This window comes from Sphingobium sp. PNB, from assembly GCF_019873065.1.
In the GTDB taxonomy this organism is placed as follows: Bacteria; Pseudomonadota; Alphaproteobacteria; order Sphingomonadales; family Sphingomonadaceae; genus Sphingobium; species Sphingobium fuliginis.
The window spans coordinates 1-16,984 of sequence record NZ_JAINEZ010000019.1 but is presented as its reverse complement, the minus strand read 5'-3'; the positions used below and the strand labels follow the sequence as shown (position 1 = coordinate 16,984).

Below are 16,984 nucleotides of genomic sequence, written 5' to 3'. Positions count from 1 at the left end.
ATGCCCGACATCGGCCAGCCCTATCTGGCGATGATCGCCTCCATCGCCATCGGATTGCTGGTGGGGCTTGAGCGCGGCTGGACCCAGCGGGAACTCGGCAAGGGCCGCCGGGTGGCGGGATTTCGGACCTTCGGCCTGATCGGCCTGCTGGGCGGGATGGGAGGATTGGCGCCCGACATCGTCGCGGCCACGCTGGGCATGGGAGTCGCGGCCATATTGACCATCGGCTATTCGCGCAGCGCCGATCAGGAGCATCTGTCTGCCACCACAACGCTCGCCGGGCTGCTGACCTTTGGCGCAAGTTTCTGCGCCACCCGGATCGCGCCTGCGCTGGGTTTGGCCATCGGCGCGGCGACCTTCGCGATATTGAGCGCTAGGCAATCGATGCACGCCATGCTGCGGGGCATGGACGAGAGCGAGATAGAAAGCGTCTCGCGCTTCCTGCTGGTCGCGCTGATCATCCTGCCGCTGCTGCCCGATGCCGCCTATGGCCCCTATGACGCCTGGAACCCCCGGAACATCTGGATGGTCGTCGTGTTCGTGATGGGCCTGTCCTTCGCGGGCTATGCGGTGTCGCGCCGCTTCGGCCAAGACCGGGGCATATTGCTGGTGGCGCTGACGGGAGCCATCGTCTCCTCCACGGCGGTGACCGCCGACTATGCTCGCCGGCTGCGCGATGAGCCGGGCGCGCGGTCCCTGTTGTCGGCCGGCATAGCGGTGGCGTCCATCGTCATGTTCGTGCGCGTCCAACTGGTGGCACTCGTCCTCATTCCGCGCGCGCTGCCCACGCTGGCCCTGACCATGGCGCCCGCAACGCTTGTCGCCGTGGCTTTCGCACTGGTGGCCTGGCGTCGGCATGGCGGAGCGGGAAACGGCATGGGGCTTTCCAACCCGCTCGGCTTCGGGCCGGCGCTCATGCTGGCGGCGCTGGTGGCGGGATTGTCGCTCGCAGCCCGGTGGGCGCTCGTGCGTTTCGGACAGCAGGGCATGGCCGTCGTGCTGACGCTGACCGGCATATCGGACGTGGACGCGGCGGTCATGACCATGGCCGGGCTGCCACCCGACCTGCTCGACGATCATGTCGCAGGGCTGATCCTGGGCAGTGCCGTCCTTGCCAACACCCTTGCCAAGGCAATGATGACCATGGTCATTGGCTGGGGCCATGGCGGCGTCAGGGCGGCCCTGCCACTCTTCGCCGCGCTGGTGGCGGCCGCCATCAGCCTGGCGGGACGGGCAATCCTTTAAAAGATGCAACCAGTCCGCGGGAATGGAGGCAAAGCATGCTTCAGCACATGCTGCCAAAAGCCGGAGCCTAAAAACTCGCGGTCAGGTTGAAGGAGGTATAGCGCGTCCACTTCCCTGCCGTCGCATTGGGCGCGTCCCGCAGGAACCGCCCCTTGGCCAGCAGCAGCCCGTCGAATTCGAACCGCAGCCGCGACGGAACGATCCAGTAGCGGACCCGCCCTTCCACCTGATGGCCCGCGAAGCTGCCCGACCGACCGCTGGCGTCCCGCACCCCCGTGGAGGAAAAGGCATCCGTCCGCGACGCCAGCCACAAGGCGCGATAGGTCGCGAACCAGTCCCACCGCTTGTCGGGTGTCGCCTCCAGCCTGATGCCGGGCGTCATGATATTGGTGCGCGCCAGGGCATTGTACAGTCCCGCCGGGGCAAGGTCCGCCCGGCGCATGCCGAACAGCGTGTCGAAGCGGCCCTGGCGCTCTCCCCGCCCGTCTCCGCTCGCCCGGTCGAATTCCAGCGACAGGCGGGGCTTCCAGGGTCCGCTGAAGCTGTAACCGGCATCGACGTGCAGGAAGCTGGCGGCGACGGACTGGCGTGCCGCGCCGGGCGCGAGAGACGCGCTGACGCTGCCCGTCTGGTAAAAGGCCTCGACCTCATAGTCGAACCGTCCCGTTTCCGGTTCGCTGATGATGCGTCCACCGAATGTGTCGAGCGACCTGTCCCGCGTCGGCCGCCCCGGTTCGTCCCGTTCGCCCAGGTGGAAATAGGTGAGTTCCGCCATGGCCGGGCCGATCGCCTTGGCCTTGCTGACGATGCCGCCCCACAGCACCAGATCGAAGCCCTCATGATCGAACCTCACCCGCTTGTTGCGGACACCCTCCGCATCGTCCGGCCGCCGCTGCTGCGGCAGGGTATAGATGAAGACCGCCTTCACCCCGCGCGGCGCGGTCAGGTCGGCCCGCAGGCCGGTATAGCCATTGGTGGTGTTGCGATAATCGTCCGCAGCGACGAGCCGGCGGGAACCCAGGTTCAACATGAATCGCCCGGCCATCAGGCCAAGCTTGCTGCCCTTGCCCAGCGGTTCATCGATGTCCCCCGCGACATAGGCCTGAACGAGCTCCATCGCATTGATTTCATTGGTGGAGATTGGCGTGCCCGCGTCGGCGCCATAGGCCCTGCTGTCAAACAGCTCCGCCCCGGCCCTGAACGCGCCCGAACGGTATTCGGCCATGAGCTGCGTGCGGATGTTGAACAGGCTGTCCTTGCGGTCGAACCCTGCGCGGGCCTGCCCCTCAATCTCCTCGACCCGCAGGCGCACGCTGCCGCTTAAGGCAAGACCGTCATCCTGCGCATGAGCAGGCCGCGCTCCGACGAAGGCGATTGCCGCCGCGCTTGCCATCGCCAAGGGAGAAATCCGGATCATTGATATTCCTGTTTCTTCGAATCATCTTCATTGATACATATGCATCATGACCATGACCGACGCCACCCCATGGCTCGCATTGCTGCATCAACTTCCCGCCAAGCCGCCTTATCTGCGGGTGAAGATCTGGCGCCGCCTGCAAGCCATCGGCGCGGTGCCGCTCAAAAATGCAGTCCATGTGCTTCCTTGTTCGGGGGAAAGCGCCGCCGCCTTCAACAGCCTTATGGCGGAGATCGTCGACAATGGCGGCGAAGCGACGCTGATCGAAGCGCGATTACTGGCCGGCCTGTCAGACGGCGACGTCCGAGCCCTGTTCGATGCAGCGCGGCGCACGGATTATGAGGAGATCGCCCAGGCCGCCCGCCGCCTGCTGGAAACAGGGCCCGCCAGCGGAACGGACATCGCCCGGCTGCAGAAGCGGCTGGAGGATGTCGGGCGGCTCGACTTCTTCGGCGCGCCAGGGCGGCAGCAGGCCGAAGCTGCGCTCGCGGAACTGGATCGGCAACGCTACCAGCATCCGGACGTCAGCCGCACCGATCCGGCCGCCGCAACCGAAGCGACCGATCTTACCAACCGGACCTGGGTGACGCGCAGCGGCGTCCATGTCGATCGCATCGCCTGCGCATGGCTGATCCGCCGCTTCATCGACCCGGAGGCCCGCTTCAAATTCGTCGACAGCCGCCGTTACGATCCGGCGGAGGGTGAATTGCGCTTCGACATGGCCGACGCCGAATTCACCCATGAAGGCGACCGGTGCAGCTTCGAAACCTTGCTGCTGCGCGCCGGCCTTCTGGACGACCCGGCCCTGGTCGCAATCGGTGAGATCATCCATGACCTCGACATCGCGGACGGCAGGTTCGCACGCCCGGAAACCCCGGGCCTGGGCGCCATATTGTCCGGCGTCTGCGCCTCGACCGACGACGACCTCCAGCGCATCGTCATGGCGAGCGATGCGCTCAACCAGTTCCATGCCTTTTTCAGCAACAGAAGGACGGATCGATGACGGCAAGCGCATCCTCCACCCCTGCGGTCCCGTCTTACGACGGGCATCACGGCATTTCCTTGGGCGAAGCGACGCGCCTGTGGGCGCGGATCGCGGCGCTCAGCTTCGGCGGACCGGCCGGACAGATCGCCGTGATGCACCGGCTATTGGTCGAGGAAAAGCGCTGGATCGGGGAAGAGCGGTTCCTCCATGCGCTCAACTATTGCATGTTGCTGCCGGGGCCGGAGGCGCAGCAGCTCGCCATCTATATCGGCTGGCTCCTGCACAAGACGAAGGGCGGGAAGATCGCGGGCATATTGTTCGTGCTGCCGGGTTTTCTCGCCATATTGGGCCTTAGTTACATCTATGTGTTGCTGGGCCATGTGCCGATCATCGAAGGGCTGTTCTTCGGCCTGAAGGCGGCGGTGCTGGCCATCGTGATGCAGGCGGTGGTCCGGGTCGGATCGCGGGCATTGAAGAACGATGCGATGCGCGGGATCGCCGCTGCGGCGTTCGTGGCGATCTTCTTCCTGGGCGCGCCGTTCCCGCTGATCGTGCTGGCGGCGGGCCTCATCGGCTTCATCGGAGGACGCAGCGGTCTGGCGGTGTTTCAGGGTGGGGGCGGTCATGGCCCGGCGGGCGGCCATGTCATCCATGATCGCGACACGGCGCTGGGCGAGCAGTTGCCCGACCACGCCCGCCCCCATCTCGGCTGGTCGCTGCGTATCTCGGCGCTGTTTCTGCTGCTGTGGCTGGGGCCGGTGCTGGCCCTGTTCCTGACGCTGGGGCCGGATAATATATTCACCCATATCGCCAGTTTCTTCAGCCAGATGGCGGTCGTCACCTTCGGCGGCGCCTATGCCGTACTCGCCTATGTCGCGCAGGAGGCGGTGGGCACCTTCGGCTGGCTCCAACCCGGCGAAATGCTGGACGGGCTGGGCATGGCGGAAACGACGCCGGGGCCGCTGATCATGGTGACGCAGTTCGTGGGTTTCCTGGCAGCGTTTCGCGACTCCGGCATGCTGCACCCGCTGGTTGCCGCAACGCTGGGCGCGATCCTCACCACCTGGGTGACGTTCGTTCCCTGCTTCCTGTGGATCTTCGCCGGCGCGCCCTTCATCGAACGTCTGCGCGGCAACCCGGCGCTGTCGGCGGCGCTGACGGCGATCACGGCGGCCGTGGTGGGCGTAATCCTGAACCTCGCCATCTGGTTCGCCATTCATACGCTCTTCCGGCAGGTCCAGCGGATTGGCGGGATCGACCTGCCCGTGCTGTCCAGCGTCAATATTCCCGCCGTGCTGCTGTCGGTGGGCGCGGTGATTGCGGTGTTCCGGTTCAAGATCGGCGTGCTGCCCGTCCTGGGCGCCTGCGCGGGCATCGGGGCCGCCTATATCCTTCTCGTCTGAGCACCGGCCATGCTGCTGCGGAGATAGCAGCATGGCCTGTTCCGCTGCGCGATTTCAACCATCCATTGAACGAGTAAGAAATAATCTCATTTAAATTCATCGTCTTATGAAAGTGGCATAGGCTTTGCTTCGGTTCCCCCGTCCGATCCGCGCAATGCGGACATGTTTCAACCAATGGGGGAATCTCCTTGTCCACAATCAGTCTTTCACCACGGTTCCGCCATGCCCTTGGCGCAAGTGCCCTGGCCTTGCTTGCAGCGGCATATGTGACCGGCGCCCATGCCGAAGAAACGCCCGCCGTCCCGGCCGAAGTGGCGGATGCGGACGCCGGAGCAGGCATCGTCGTCACCGCCCAGCGCCGCGAGGAACGGTTGCAGGACGTCCCGGTGGCCGTCACCGCCTTCGACAAGGATCTGTTCAGCGTCGGCGGCCTCGGCCGGTCGGCCAATGAGGTGCTGAACTATGTTCCCAACGCCTCCGCCGGCACGCAGCAGCATGGCCGCCCGCGCTGGTGGATTCGCGGCGTCGGCGCCGGCCAGCAGCAGCTCGACCTCGCCAATCCGGTCGGCTTCTATCTGGACGACGTCTATATCAGCAACAGCAGCGCCACCGGCCTGCCGCTGTTCGACCTGGAGCGGGTGGAAGTGCTGCGCGGTCCGCAGGGCACGCTCTGGGGCAAGAACACCACCGGAGGCGCGGTCAACATCATCTCCAAGCGTCCCTCGCTGAATGGCCAGGACGACAATTATGTGAAGCTGGAATATGGCAGCTTCGACAACAAGATCGCGGAAGGCGGCATCGGCACCACTTTGGTCGACGACAAGCTGGCGGCGCGCGTGTCCTTCCGCTTCGACGATCGCGGCGGGCGGTTCGACAATCTCTATACCGGCAACAAGTCGAACGAGATCAAGGACAATGTGATCCGCGGCCAGTTGCTGGCCAAGCCGACCGACAATCTGCAGGCGCTGCTCAGCGTCCATTATCGCGACTACGACACCAACGGCACCTATTGGACGACGGCCAGCTACCTCCCCAGCGGCGAGGTCCGCAACCGCTATGCGCCGTCGACCGACATCAACGACATCAGCACCAACGCGCCCGAATATAGCCGCAACAAGCAGTTCGGCGGGTCGCTGCATGTCGACTGGGATCTGGGCAACGCGGCGCTGACCTGGATCGCCGGCTATGAACGGTTCACCACGCGCGGCGCGGGCGACACCGACTATACGCCGCTGGAGATCTCGCGCAGCTATACGCAGGCGCGTTCCAGCCAGTGGACGCAAGAATTGCGGCTGGCGTCTTCCGGCGAGGACCGGCTGAGCTGGATCGTCGGCGCCTTCTATTTCAACGAGAAGATCCGGTCGAACGCCTTCTCCGCCACGCTGCCGCAGGGCGCGGTGCCGGCTCAGGCGATCACGCCCACGGGCCCTGCCCTCGCCTTCAGCGACACGGCCTATCGCCACAAGGCCGAAAGCGGCGCGGTGTTCGGCAGCACGACCTTCCGCTTCACCGACGCGCTCAAGCTGACGCTGGGCGGGCGCTGGACGCGGGAGACGAAGACGCTGGACTTCGACCGCCGGGCATCCCCAGCCGCGACGACGCCGGGCGCGGTCTTCACCTGGAGCAACTATGCGCAGTGGTGGAACAGCTATACCGGCAGCATCGGCGGCGCGGGCACCTTCAGCAATGATCTCAAGCGCACATGGGACGCCTTCACCTATGATGTGACACCGTCCTGGAACATCGACCGCGACAATCTGATCTACGCGAAATTCTCGCATGGGGTGAAGTCGGGCGGCTTCAATACCGCCGCGACCCTGCCCGTGGCCTTGACGGCGGTGCGGCCGGAGAAACTGGACGCCTATGAGATCGGTTACAAGTCGAGCTGGTTCGACGGGCTGCTGACCTTCAACGCCACCGCCTTCCATTATGACTATAAGGATGTGCAGGTGAATGTCGTCGGCCCCAATCCGGGCGCGGTCGGCGGCGCGACGTCTCCTACCTCCAGAATGCGGCGAAGGCGAAGGTCGACGGCGCGGAGTTCGAACTGGCGCTGGCGCCGGTCGAGGGGCTGAAGTTCAACGCGGCGCTGGGCCTGCTCGACACCGAATATACGCGCTTCATCGTTCAGAACAGCACGACCAGCCTGGCGGGTGCGCGCTTCGTCCGTTCGCCCAAGGTGACGCTGAATGTCGGCGGCTCCTATCGCTTCCCGCTGGCGGAGCTGGGCACGCTGGAACTGGCGGCGGATGCGCGGTACCAGTCGCGGCAATATTATTATGTGACGCCGCAGGACACGGTGAACCGCTATTATCTGGCGCAGAAGCCCTATACGCTGACCAATATCCGCGCCACCTACACGACGCCGGACGAGAAGCTAAGCGTGACGGGCTTCGTCAACAATCTGTTCGACGTCCGCTATCTGAACCACTCGCTGCCCGCCGCCAATGCGGCGCAGGGCGTGACCGGCGATACGGTTGCCTGGGCCGATCCGCGCACGGCGGGCGTGGCGGCGCTGTTCCGCTTCTGATGGGAGGGAGGCCGGGTGGTCCCCGGCCTTTCTTCAAAATAAAAGGGCGCCGGGAGGATTTCCCGGCGCCCTTTTGCTTCCCGAACTCTTGCGAAGGCAGGAGCACGGTGTCTCTATTCCATCGGCTATTCCGCGGCGGCCAGCAAGGCCTGAGCCTGACGGCCGAGCAACGGCAGCACTTCCTCGCCCACGCGATAGGCTTCCTCCAGATGCGGCGTGCCCGCCAGGATGAAGGCGTCGGTTCCCCGCGCGATCAGCTCGTCCAGACGGGCCGCGCATTGCTCATAGCTGCCGACGATCCCCAATGCGGGGCCGCCGCGCAGCAGGTTGAAGCCGCCCCAGAGATTGGGCGCGACGATCAGTTCGTCACAGCGCCGCGCATCGGTCGGGCGGAGCGCGGCCTGACGGGCGGCGCCCACGGAGTCCGTCGCCTGCCCGCGCCAGCGCTGGCGGGTTTCCTCGCTCACATTGTCGAAGCCCTTGGCGATGTCGGCCCAGGCTTCCTCTTCTGTCGCGCGGGCGACCAGATCGACGCGCACCGCGCATTTCTGCTCTCCGCCCAGTGCCGCCGTGCGTTCCTTGACGCGGGCGAACTTGTCGCCAAGCTGGTCGAACGGCTCCAGCCAGGAAAGATAATAGTCCGCATGGCGCGCCGCGGTCTGGAGCGCCGCGTCGGACGATCCGGAGAACCAGATCTCCGGAAATTCCTCGCCCTGAAGGACCGGCGCGAGCCCGCCGTCGCGCAACTGGTAGAAACGCCCGTCATAGGAGAAGTCGGAGGACTCCCAGACGCCCTTGAAGATGTCGAGAAATTCGCTGGTGCGTCCATAACGGTCGTCATGGGCGAAGCTGTCGCCCCACCAGAGCTGGGCCGGGCCGCCGCCGCCGGTAATGATGTTGAACAGCAGCCGCCCGCCGGTCGCGCGTTGCAGGCTGGCGGCCATGCGCGCCGTATGGACCGGATTGCCGAAGCCGGGCTGGAAGGCGATCATGAAGCGGAAGCTTTTCGTCTCCCGCGCCAGCAGCGAGGAGATGACCCACGGATCGTCGGTATTGGGGAAGGACGGGATCAGCCCGCCCTGAAAGCCGACGCTCTCCGCCGCCTGCGCAATGGCCGCCAGATGGTCGATATAGGTGAACGGGTCGACATCTCCCTCGCGGGTGAGGCCGGGGGCGATATTGCCGGGCTTTAGGGGCGACCAGTCACCGCGCTCATAGCCGCTGGTCTGGATGCTGTTGTGGCAGCCATGGGTCGGCAGGCGCCAGTAAAAGTCGATGGACATGGGGATGGTCTCCTCAGGCGGCCTGTTGCGCGACGCCGGTAAGGGCGCGCAGGCGAGGCAGAAGATGCTGGCCAATGCCATAGGCTTCCTCCAGCGAGGGAACTGCCTCCAGCACCAGTTGCGTGATCCCGGATGCTGCAAAGCCCGCAAGCCGCTCGGCAGCTTCGTCATAGCTGGCGATCAGCGTGCCCGGAGCGAGCGGCAGGCGTTGCGCGTCGCGCTCTGCACTCTCCCGGTCCTCGCGCACCAGGAGTGGCTGGATCAGCCCGGCCTCGACATGGCGTCCCTTCGCCAGCGCGTTCAGCCGGGCAATATCATTGGCCAGCGTCTCGGCAAAGGCAGGCTGGAACAGATGGACGTCGGCATGGCGAGCGGAAAGCGCCAGCGCTTCCTCCCCTTCGCCTTGCAGGAAAATGCGGGGGAAGGCCACGCGATTGAGCGGCGCTTCGAAACCGCCATTCTCGACCTCGAAATGAGCGCCCTTGTAGCTGAACGGGCGCTGTTCGTGCACGCCGCGCGCCACGGTCAGAAATTCCTCCAGCCTTTGCGGAAGATGGCCATCCTCGACGAAATCGGCTTCGGCCCGGCGGCTGGCCGGATCGGCATCGGGCGCGATCGCCCAGCCGAGGCGGCCATGCGTTGCGCGCTGGAAGGTCGTCGCCTGCTTGGCGGCATAGACCGCCGATCCGACCGAGGCGGGAAATTCGGGCACGACATTCAGGCGCGGCACGGCGCGGGCGACGATGGCGGCGATGATGCGGCTTTCATCGGCCGCGATGCGGTGGCGCACGAACAGCCCGTCGAACGCCGTCTGCGCTGCGGCCTGCGCGACCTGGACATAATAGTCGAAGCGATTCTGCGTACTCGTTCGGCGGTCCCGCGCCAGCGCAGGCAGGGGGCGCCATGCGCCCGGCTCCGAACGTTGCGGATCGGCGGCGGGATCGAGCCGCCAGTGGATGTTGAGCGTCATGCGACGTCCCTTTCCTTGGCAAAGGCCGGCTGTTCGAGCGTTCCGGCAAAGACGGTTTCATCGAGCGGGCGGCGGCCATTGGGGGCTTCGGCGCCATGGAATTCGGGGTCCAGCCCTGCCAGATCGCCCTTGCGGCCGAGCGCGATGACGGCTTCGATGGCGAAATCCTGCGGGATGTTCAGCCCTTGCCGCGCCGCTTCCCGGTCGAAGCCGCCAATGCCATGGGTATGCCATCCCAGCAGCAGCGCCTGATGCGCGAAATTGGCCCAGGCCGCGCCCGCGTCGAAACTGTGCGAGCCATTGGCGACCCATTCGCCGCGTCGTTCCAGTGCCCGCGCCGACAGGATCAGCACCAGCGCCGACGCCTTCGCCGCCCAGAGGCGGTTGCGCGGCATCAGGAAGGCGAGATAGGCCTCCCACCATTGATCGCCCGGTCGCGCGACGAGGAAACGCCATGGCTGCGCGTTCATCGCGGAGGGCGCCCAGCGAGCCGCTTCGAAAGCGCTGCGCAGCACGGCATCCGGCACCGCTTCTCCGGTGAAGCTGCGCGGTGACCAGCGATCGGTGAAAAGCGGATCGATGGGATGATCGGCGGCGCGGCTCATCAGCGCGCCTCCCGGCTGGGCAGATGGACGAGATTGTCCGCGCTTTCGGCGGCGTCCGCGCCTGAGGTGAGTTCGGCCAATATCTCGTCCTTCAACCGATGCAGCAGCGGGGCGCGACGGTCGCGGGGATGGGGCAGGTCGACTTCCACGATGCGGCGGATGCGGCCGGGATTGGGCGACATCACGATCACCCGGTCGCCCAGGTACAGCGCCTCTTCCACATCATGCGTCACCATCACCATGGTCGAGCGCTGCGCCATCCAGATGCGCTGCAGTTCATTCTGCACATGGACGCGGGTCAGCGCGTCGAGCGCGCCCAGAGGCTCGTCGAGCAGCAGCAGCTTGGGCTCCGTCACCAGGGCGCGGGCGATGGCGGCGCGCTGCGCCATGCCGCCGGAAAGCTGGTGGGGATAGGCTTTTTCGAAACCCTTCAGGTTCACCAGCGCGATATGATCGGCCACGATCTGCGCCCGGCGCGATTTCGGCGTATCGGTGTTGAGCAGGGCCAGTTCGACATTCTGCTCCAGCGTCATCCAAGGGAAGAGCCGGTGATCCTGGAACACGATGCCCCGGTCCAGGCTGGTGGTGGCGATCCGGTCGCCGTCCAGCCGCAGTTCGCCGCTATAATCGGTGTCGAGGCCCGCGATCAGGCGCAGCAGCGTCGACTTGCCGCAGCCCGACGCGCCGACGATGCTGACGAACTCGCCGGGGCGGACGTTCAGGTTGATGCCGTCCAATATCTTGCGCGGCTTGCCGCCGATGTCGAAGCTCTTGTCGAGACCGCTGACGGTCAGCGCGCCCCGGCCTACGGCGGCTTGGGCAAGGTCTTCGCGGGCATGGGGATGGGGGTTCATGCCGTTTCTCCGGATCATGATTGAGCAGGTTGCCAGCGCAGCAGGGACTGGCGCAGGCTGCGGAACAACTGGTTGATGAGGAAGCCGAGCGCGGCGGTGACGCCGATCACCACCAGTATGATGTCGAGCCGCTGCTGGACCTGCGCGGTCTGCATCGCGACGCCCAGCCCCGACCCCGCGCCCGTCAGCAATTCGGTGCCGATGGTGGAAATCCAGGCAAAGGCCAGCGCCTGGGTGATGCCGGTCAGCACCAGCGGCATGGCGGCGGGCAGCAGGATGAAGCGGATGCGCTGGAGCGTGGTGAAGCGGTAGATGCCGCCGACCTCCAGATAGCGGCGCTCGACCTGCGCGACCCCGGCGTGGCTGTTGAGCATGGAGGGGAAGAAAGCGGACATGGCAACGACGATCAGCTCCGTCCCCTCGCCCACCCCGAACCAGAGGCCGATCAGGGGCAGCCAACCGATCATCGGCACCTGCCGCAGCGCGTGAAGCAGCGGCCCCAGCAGCCGGTCGACCGGCTTCCATATGCCCATCGCGATCCCCGCCGCCACGCCCAGCGGCGCGCCGATGGCAAGGCCGGTGAAGGCGCGTTGCAGCGTGGCCAGCGTGTCGCGCAGCAGGTCGCCGCTGCGCAGCAGGTCGGCCAGCGCGGAGGCGACGGCAGAAGGCGGCGCGAAGGTCACCGAATGGGCGCTCGTTTGCCACTGCCACAGGAGGATGAAGAGCAATGGCGCGACAAGGCCGATAACGAGCCGGACAGGCCAGCGGGCGAGTTGATCCTTCATGCCGTCCTCCAGCGGGTGGCGCGGCTTTCGACCCAGCGGGCGCCGCGATCGAGCAGGAAGCCGATGAGACCGCTGACGACCACGCCCGCCAGCACGACGTCGATCTGGAACAATTGCCGCCCCATCTCCATCATCTGGCCGATGCCGCTGTCCGCCGCGAGCAGCTCCGCCGCCACCAGCACGACCCAGGCGCGGGTCAGGGAAATCCGCAGGCCGGTGAGCACGGCGGGCACGGTGGCGGGCAGCAGGATGCGGCGGATCAACTGGAGCAGGCTCAGGCGATAGACTTTCGCGACGTCGAACCAGTTGCGCGGCACGCCCCGGATGCCGTCGAAGGTGGCGAGCGCCATCGGGAAGAAGGCGGCGATGGCGACGACCGCGATCTTGAAGGGCTCATCGATCCCCAGGAACATGACCATCAGCGGCACGAAGGCGATGACGGGCACCTGCCAGAGCGTCAGGAAAAGCGGCGACAGGACGGCTTCGACCAGCCGCGACAGTGCCAGCGCCGCGCCGAAGACCATGCCCGCGCCCGCGCCGATGGCGAAGCCGACCAGCAGCCGATAGAGGCTGTCCCCGACATGCCGCTGCAACTCGCCGGATGCGGCCATGTCGGCCAGCGCCTGGGCGACGACGCTGGGCGGCACCAGCACTTGCGGCGGGAACAGGCCGCTGAGGCAGGCGACCTGCCAGAGCGCCAGCAGCGCGACCGGCGCGGCCCAGGCTGCTGCGACGGCCTTGCCTTGCGGGAAAGCCATCAGCCCTGCCCCCCGCCATCATGCGCCCAGAACTGCTCCAGCTTCAAATCCCTGAGCGCCTTGTCGACGAAACGTTCATCGATCAGCGCATCGGCATCCACTTTCTTGCGGATCAGGCCGCGTTCCAGCGCATAATCCGCGACCGAACGGTAATGCGCCAGCACCGCCGGATTGAAGACCGGCGAGAAACGCTCCCGCCAGGGGATGCCGCTATTGGCATAATCCTTCGCCACAATGTCTTCCGGCAGGGCGCCGCGCGCGGCCTTGCGGATGACTTCGGCCTTGTTCGCTTCGTCGGAGGACCATGCGGCGGCACGGACGAAGGCGTCCACCACCAATTGGGTCAGCTCCGGATGCGCGTCGACAAAGTCCGCCCGGCCGAACAGTTCGGCGCGCATCTTCCAGTCGGCGGGCGCATCCCTGGTCGACCAGATCACATGGCCAATGCCCTTCTGCTCGACCAGCAGCCCGTCGGACAGCAGCACGGCGGCGTCGACGCTGCCGGATTCCAGCGCGGCGGGCGTGGCCGAGGGGTTGATGTTGACGATCTTGAAGTCATCGAGCTTCAGGCCGCTGCTGTCGACCAGCTTGGAAAAGGGCAGTTCCCAGGGCCGTCCGCGATGGAGCGCGATCCGCTTGCCCTTGAGGTCGGCCAGGCTTTTCGCCGCCAGCCCCTTGCGCGCGACGATATAGACGTCCTGCCCCTGCCCCACCGGCGCCACGATCTTCAGCGGCACGCCGCCAGCGACGGCGATGGCGGCGGGGAAATCGCCATAGGAGGCGAAGTCGATCCGTTTGCCGGAAAAGCCTTCGTTGATGAGCGGCCCGCCCACGGCGGTAGAGACCGGGGTGAAGACCAGCTCGACCCCCTTCTTCGCCAGTTGCTCCTTCAGCCAGCCCTGCTGGATGACGACGCCGTTCAGGCCGTTGAACACCTGCTTGCCCTGATAGGGATAGGCGATGGACGCGATGGTCAGGGTCTTGACCACCTCGCCGTCTCCGCCGCCGGACCCGCCGCAGCCTGCAAGCAGGGCAGAGCCCAGCAGCGCCATGGCGGCGGTCAGCCATTGACGAAGGCGGGAAAGAAAAGACGCGCTATTCTGATTGGCCACTATGCAGGCTCCGTTGAAGGCTCTGCCCCCATCCGATGCACGTCATGTGCCAACCGGATAATCCGGCGGTCCCGTGCGGGCCGGCCAAGGCAGCAGCGATTGCGTGCTGGTGATTTTGCCGCAGCGGCGACCGCGCGATTGCGCGAAATGAAGCGGCGATGAGCCCCGGAACCGTTCCGCATCCGCATCGCGGCTTTTGGCACGAGCCTTGCGACGGATATATTCCTATGTCGGTGTCGGGAAGGCCGGCCTACAGGTGGAGAAACAGGAATGGCAAATAAGGTCGCGCCTCTGGACAGCGTCTGGGTGACGCGCTGCCCGGTACCGGCAGCGTCCGGCGTGGCCTGCGCCAAAGGCTGGATGGCCGAGGCGTTCGCACAGGACGGCATCAGCGTCAGACGGGTTCAGGAACTCGGCCTCAATCTGGTCGCGAGCGATCCGGAAAACCAGGCGCGCCATCTGTTTCGCGAGGGTGGCAATATACAGGCGCTGGCGGCGCGGGCGTTGGGTGCGCCGACGCGAGTGATCGGGCTGACCTGGATCGATGAGCGGCAGGCGATCATGGTCAGGCCCGATGTCGGCGTCATGGACCCTGCCGATCTCGAAGGGCTTCGCTTCGCCCTGCCCGGCTATGGCCGTACCCATGGCGAGAGCATCGCCCGCGGCATGGCGCTGCACGGCATCAAGAGCGCTCTCGCTTTGGGCGGCCTTGCGCTGGAAGACGTGCAGTTGATCGAAATCCCCGCCCCGCCCGTCGAACAGGCCAGCGTCGAAGGGATGCGCCGCCTCTGGCTGGGCCTGGAGTGGCTGGCGGCGGGCCGGGTCGACGCCGTATATGTGAAGGGCGCGGCCGGCGCCGAAGCCGCGCAGCGCCTGGGGCTGGAGATAGGCATCGATCTCGATGCCTATCCCAGTCGCCTCGCCCGGGTGAACAACGGGACGCCGCGCCCCATCGTCGTCCACCAACATATGATCGATCATCATCCGGCGCTGGTCGAGCGCTTCCTGGAACAGAGCTTGCGTGCCGCCGATTGGGCGGCTGCCCATCCATCCGACCTCAACGCCATCCTTGCCCAGGAAACCTTATCCGGCATGGAGGGCGTAGAGGCGGCCTATCGCAACAATTTCCATCGCGCCCTGCATCCCGACCTGTCGGATGAACGCGTGGAGATGTTGAAGATTCAGGCGCATTTCCTGTGGCTGCATGGATTTCTGGAAGCGCCTGTGGATGTCGATGGCTGGATCTGCGCGGAACCCTTGCGCAGCGTCATGAAGCGGCGCGCGGAACTGGCCACCCCTCTCCGGCCGTCTCACTGAAAGCTCAGCTAGGCTCCAAACTTTATTTTCTACTAATTCAGAAGACAATTACCTGCTATCCTGATGTCTGCCAGGGATGGAGACGCTATGAGGAACAGTTCGCACAGCCGCGCCGCAGACCGGGCCGAAGTGGGTCTGGTATCGGCCAAGAACGACGATGGCCGTCCGCTGCTGGCCTATGATTGCGCTCGACATCATGCCGTGGGACCTCGCGCCCGGGCGCTGATCTTCAACGATCCACGATCCCGCGCCCTGCTGCCGCTGATCGAGCGGGTCGCCCCGAGCGACGCCAATGTCCTCATCATGGGGGAGACCGGCACCGGCAAGGAGCTGGTCGCGCGCTATGTGCACAGCCTCAGCGACCGGGCGCATACGCCTTTCGTTGCGGTCAATTGCGGCGCCTTTTCCGAATCGCTGATCGAAGGCGAATTGTTCGGTTATGAAAAGGGCGCGTTCACCGGCGCCAATGTCGCGCGGGCGGGATGGTTCGAGGCGGCCAATGGCGGAACGTTGTTCCTGGACGAACTGGGCGACCTTTCCCTGCCCTTGCAGGTGAAGCTCTTGCGGGTATTGCAGGAACGGGAAGTCGTTCGGCTGGGCTCGCGCAAGGCCGTGCCGCTCAATGTCCGCGTCATCGCAGCGACCAATGTCGAATTGCAGCAGGCGGTCAACGAGGGTCGTTTCCGTTCAGATCTTTTCTATCGCCTGCAGGTCGTATCCATCCCCCTTCTGCCACTGCGGGAGCGCAGAGCCGATATTCTTCCCCTGGCGCGCCATTTCCTTGAAATCTATGGTGCAAAGGCAGGCGTGAACCGGCTGGAACTGAGCGCGGCGGCCGAGGAGGCGTTGTTCCGCCATGGTTGGCCCGGCAATATTCGCGAGTTGGAAAATGCGATCCATCGTGCCGCTCTGATCTGCGAGGGCGGGCGCATCCAGCCGGCCGACCTCGGTCTTGGCAACCTCAGCGAATTGACTGTTCCGACCGCCGACCCCGCGGCGCTGGAAGAGGCGGCAAGGCCCTTCGTCGCTCGGCTGCTGAATGGCGGGCACGATCATCTGCTCGACCGGCTGGTGGCCTTCACGATAACGGAGGCCTTTCATCAATGCCATGGAAATCAGATCAAGACCGCCGAAGCATTGGGCATCACTCGCAATGTGGTGCGCACATATCTGAAGAATCTGAATTTGCTCTAGGCAGTAGTGACGATTTAATCATTTGAGCCATAGCATGATGCTGGCGAGTTTGACGAAGCCGAGGAAGTTTGCGGCGAGTTTGTCATAGCGTGTTGCGATGCGGCGCCACTGCTTGAGCTTGGCGAAGAAGCCCTCGATGCCCCAACGCTGTTTGTAGGCGATGCGATCATAGTGGTGCTGATATTTGCGATGGCGGCGAGGTGGGATGACCGGCTCGCCGCCTTGCTCGTAGATGAGATCGTGCAAACTGTCGGCGTCATAGGCCCGATCAGCCAGAACCTTGCCAGCCGGGATGCCGCGGATCAGATCGCAGGCGGGCGCCATGTCGTTTTGCTGTCCGGGGCCGAGGATGAAGCGGATCGGCAAGCCCAAGGCATCGACTACGGCATGGATCTTGGTGCCGAACCCGCCTCGCGAGCGCCCGAGAGCCTGGGCTTGAGCGCCCCCCTTTATGGATGGCTCGCCCCTTAACTGAGCGTTGTTGCCTTACGGCAGCAGGCCGTTTGCGAAAGGAGCAAGGGTCATG

At 65.4% G+C, this 16,984-nt stretch carries 13 protein-coding genes and 2 pseudogenes; 6 read left to right on the top strand and 9 right to left on the bottom strand.

Going from position 1 to position 16,984, the window contains the following annotated elements; genetic code table 11:
* Positions 1-1,245 carry an MgtC/SapB family protein gene (locus tag K7W03_RS08945; RefSeq protein ID WP_222886100.1) on the top strand — a complete coding sequence of 415 codons (1,245 nt, stop codon included), beginning with the start codon at positions 1-3 and terminating at the stop codon, positions 1,243-1,245.
* Between the two features lie 67 nt (positions 1,246-1,312).
* Here the strand turns inward: K7W03_RS08945 and K7W03_RS08940 are convergent, their stop codons facing one another.
* On the bottom strand, positions 1,313-2,662 hold the full coding sequence (locus tag K7W03_RS08940; protein WP_222886099.1) for an alginate export family protein: 1,350 nt from the start codon (positions 2,660-2,662) through the stop codon (positions 1,313-1,315).
* A gap of 46 nt (positions 2,663-2,708) precedes the next feature.
* Here K7W03_RS08940 and K7W03_RS08935 point away from each other — a divergent pair, with 46 nt between their 5' ends.
* The 3 genes and pseudogenes from K7W03_RS08935 (at position 2,709) to K7W03_RS08925 (ending at position 7,580) form a co-directional block, all read left to right on the top strand.
* Complete coding sequence (locus K7W03_RS08935) at positions 2,709-3,665, top strand: chromate resistance protein ChrB domain-containing protein (RefSeq protein WP_140041553.1); 957 nt, start codon at positions 2,709-2,711, stop codon at positions 3,663-3,665.
* Entirely contained in the window at positions 3,662-5,050 is a 1,389-nt protein-coding gene (gene chrA / locus K7W03_RS08930; RefSeq protein WP_222886098.1) for a chromate efflux transporter, read from the top strand. Before K7W03_RS08935 ends, chrA begins: the two co-directional genes overlap by 4 nt.
* 266 nt (positions 5,051-5,316) lie before the next feature.
* Positions 5,317-7,580: pseudogene (locus K7W03_RS08925) on the top strand (TonB-dependent receptor).
* A gap of 125 nt (positions 7,581-7,705) precedes the next feature.
* Here K7W03_RS08925 and K7W03_RS08915 read toward each other — a convergent pair.
* From K7W03_RS08915 to K7W03_RS08885, 7 genes are read right to left on the bottom strand one after another with little or no spacing between them, the layout of a single operon-like run.
* Complete coding sequence (locus K7W03_RS08915) at positions 7,706-8,863, bottom strand: LLM class flavin-dependent oxidoreductase (protein ID WP_222886096.1); 1,158 nt, start codon at positions 8,861-8,863, stop codon at positions 7,706-7,708.
* 13 nt (positions 8,864-8,876) lie between these two features.
* Positions 8,877-9,833, bottom strand: coding sequence for an LLM class flavin-dependent oxidoreductase (locus K7W03_RS08910; RefSeq protein WP_222886095.1), 957 nt, complete (start codon positions 9,831-9,833; stop codon positions 8,877-8,879).
* Positions 9,830-10,438: a nitroreductase family protein gene (locus tag K7W03_RS08905; RefSeq protein ID WP_222886094.1), complete on the bottom strand. Its 609-nt coding sequence runs from the start codon at positions 10,436-10,438 to the stop codon at positions 9,830-9,832. Before K7W03_RS08905 ends, K7W03_RS08910 begins: the two co-directional genes overlap by 4 nt.
* On the bottom strand, positions 10,438-11,292 hold the full coding sequence (locus K7W03_RS08900; protein ID WP_222886093.1) for an ABC transporter ATP-binding protein: 855 nt from the start codon (positions 11,290-11,292) through the stop codon (positions 10,438-10,440). Before K7W03_RS08900 ends, K7W03_RS08905 begins: the two co-directional genes overlap by 1 nt.
* Positions 11,293-11,306: 14 nt before the next feature.
* Complete coding sequence (locus tag K7W03_RS08895; protein WP_226869945.1) at positions 11,307-12,077, bottom strand: ABC transporter permease; 771 nt, start codon at positions 12,075-12,077, stop codon at positions 11,307-11,309.
* A complete protein-coding gene (locus tag K7W03_RS08890; protein WP_044661920.1) occupies positions 12,074-12,835 on the bottom strand; it encodes an ABC transporter permease in 762 nt (253 codons plus the stop codon). Before K7W03_RS08890 ends, K7W03_RS08895 begins: the two co-directional genes overlap by 4 nt.
* Complete coding sequence (locus K7W03_RS08885; RefSeq protein ID WP_319024302.1) at positions 12,835-13,947, bottom strand: ABC transporter substrate-binding protein; 1,113 nt, start codon at positions 13,945-13,947, stop codon at positions 12,835-12,837. Before K7W03_RS08885 ends, K7W03_RS08890 begins: the two co-directional genes overlap by 1 nt.
* Positions 13,948-14,217: 270 nt before the next feature.
* Here K7W03_RS08885 and K7W03_RS08880 point away from each other — a divergent pair, with 270 nt between their 5' ends.
* Both K7W03_RS08880 and K7W03_RS08875 read left to right on the top strand, forming a co-directional pair.
* Positions 14,218-15,264, top strand: coding sequence for an ABC transporter substrate-binding protein (locus K7W03_RS08880; RefSeq protein WP_044661918.1), 1,047 nt, complete (start codon positions 14,218-14,220; stop codon positions 15,262-15,264).
* Between the two features lie 87 nt (positions 15,265-15,351).
* Positions 15,352-16,458 (top strand): sigma-54 interaction domain-containing protein, encoded by a 1,107-nt coding sequence (locus tag K7W03_RS08875; protein WP_226869943.1) that lies wholly within the window; start codon positions 15,352-15,354, stop codon positions 16,456-16,458.
* A gap of 18 nt (positions 16,459-16,476) precedes the next feature.
* On the opposite strand, the pseudogene K7W03_RS08870 reads toward K7W03_RS08875, so the two are convergent.
* Positions 16,477-16,914: pseudogene (locus K7W03_RS08870) on the bottom strand (IS5 family transposase); the annotation flags it as partial.
* Between the last annotated feature and the right edge of the window lie 70 nt (positions 16,915-16,984).

Bases quoted from the DNA above. Each gene is read 5' to 3' on its own strand.
- K7W03_RS08945 (WP_222886100.1), top strand. From the start codon at position 1: ATGCCCGACATCGGCCAGCCCTATCTGGCGATGATCGCCTCCATCGCC.
- K7W03_RS08940 (WP_222886099.1), bottom strand. From the start codon at position 2,662: ATGATCCGGATTTCTCCCTTGGCGATGGCAAGCGCGGCGGCAATCGCC.
- K7W03_RS08935 (WP_140041553.1), top strand. From the start codon at position 2,709: ATGACCATGACCGACGCCACCCCATGGCTCGCATTGCTGCATCAACTT.
- chrA (WP_222886098.1), top strand. From the start codon at position 3,662: ATGACGGCAAGCGCATCCTCCACCCCTGCGGTCCCGTCTTACGACGGG.
- K7W03_RS08915 (WP_222886096.1), bottom strand. From the start codon at position 8,863: ATGTCCATCGACTTTTACTGGCGCCTGCCGACCCATGGCTGCCACAAC.
- K7W03_RS08910 (WP_222886095.1), bottom strand. From the start codon at position 9,833: ATGACGCTCAACATCCACTGGCGGCTCGATCCCGCCGCCGATCCGCAA.
- K7W03_RS08905 (WP_222886094.1), bottom strand. From the start codon at position 10,438: ATGAGCCGCGCCGCCGATCATCCCATCGATCCGCTTTTCACCGATCGC.
- K7W03_RS08900 (WP_222886093.1), bottom strand. From the start codon at position 11,292: ATGAACCCCCATCCCCATGCCCGCGAAGACCTTGCCCAAGCCGCCGTA.
- K7W03_RS08895 (WP_226869945.1), bottom strand. From the start codon at position 12,077: ATGAAGGATCAACTCGCCCGCTGGCCTGTCCGGCTCGTTATCGGCCTT.
- K7W03_RS08890 (WP_044661920.1), bottom strand. From the start codon at position 12,835: ATGGCTTTCCCGCAAGGCAAGGCCGTCGCAGCAGCCTGGGCCGCGCCG.
- K7W03_RS08880 (WP_044661918.1), top strand. From the start codon at position 14,218: ATGGCAAATAAGGTCGCGCCTCTGGACAGCGTCTGGGTGACGCGCTGC.
- K7W03_RS08875 (WP_226869943.1), top strand. From the start codon at position 15,352: ATGAGGAACAGTTCGCACAGCCGCGCCGCAGACCGGGCCGAAGTGGGT.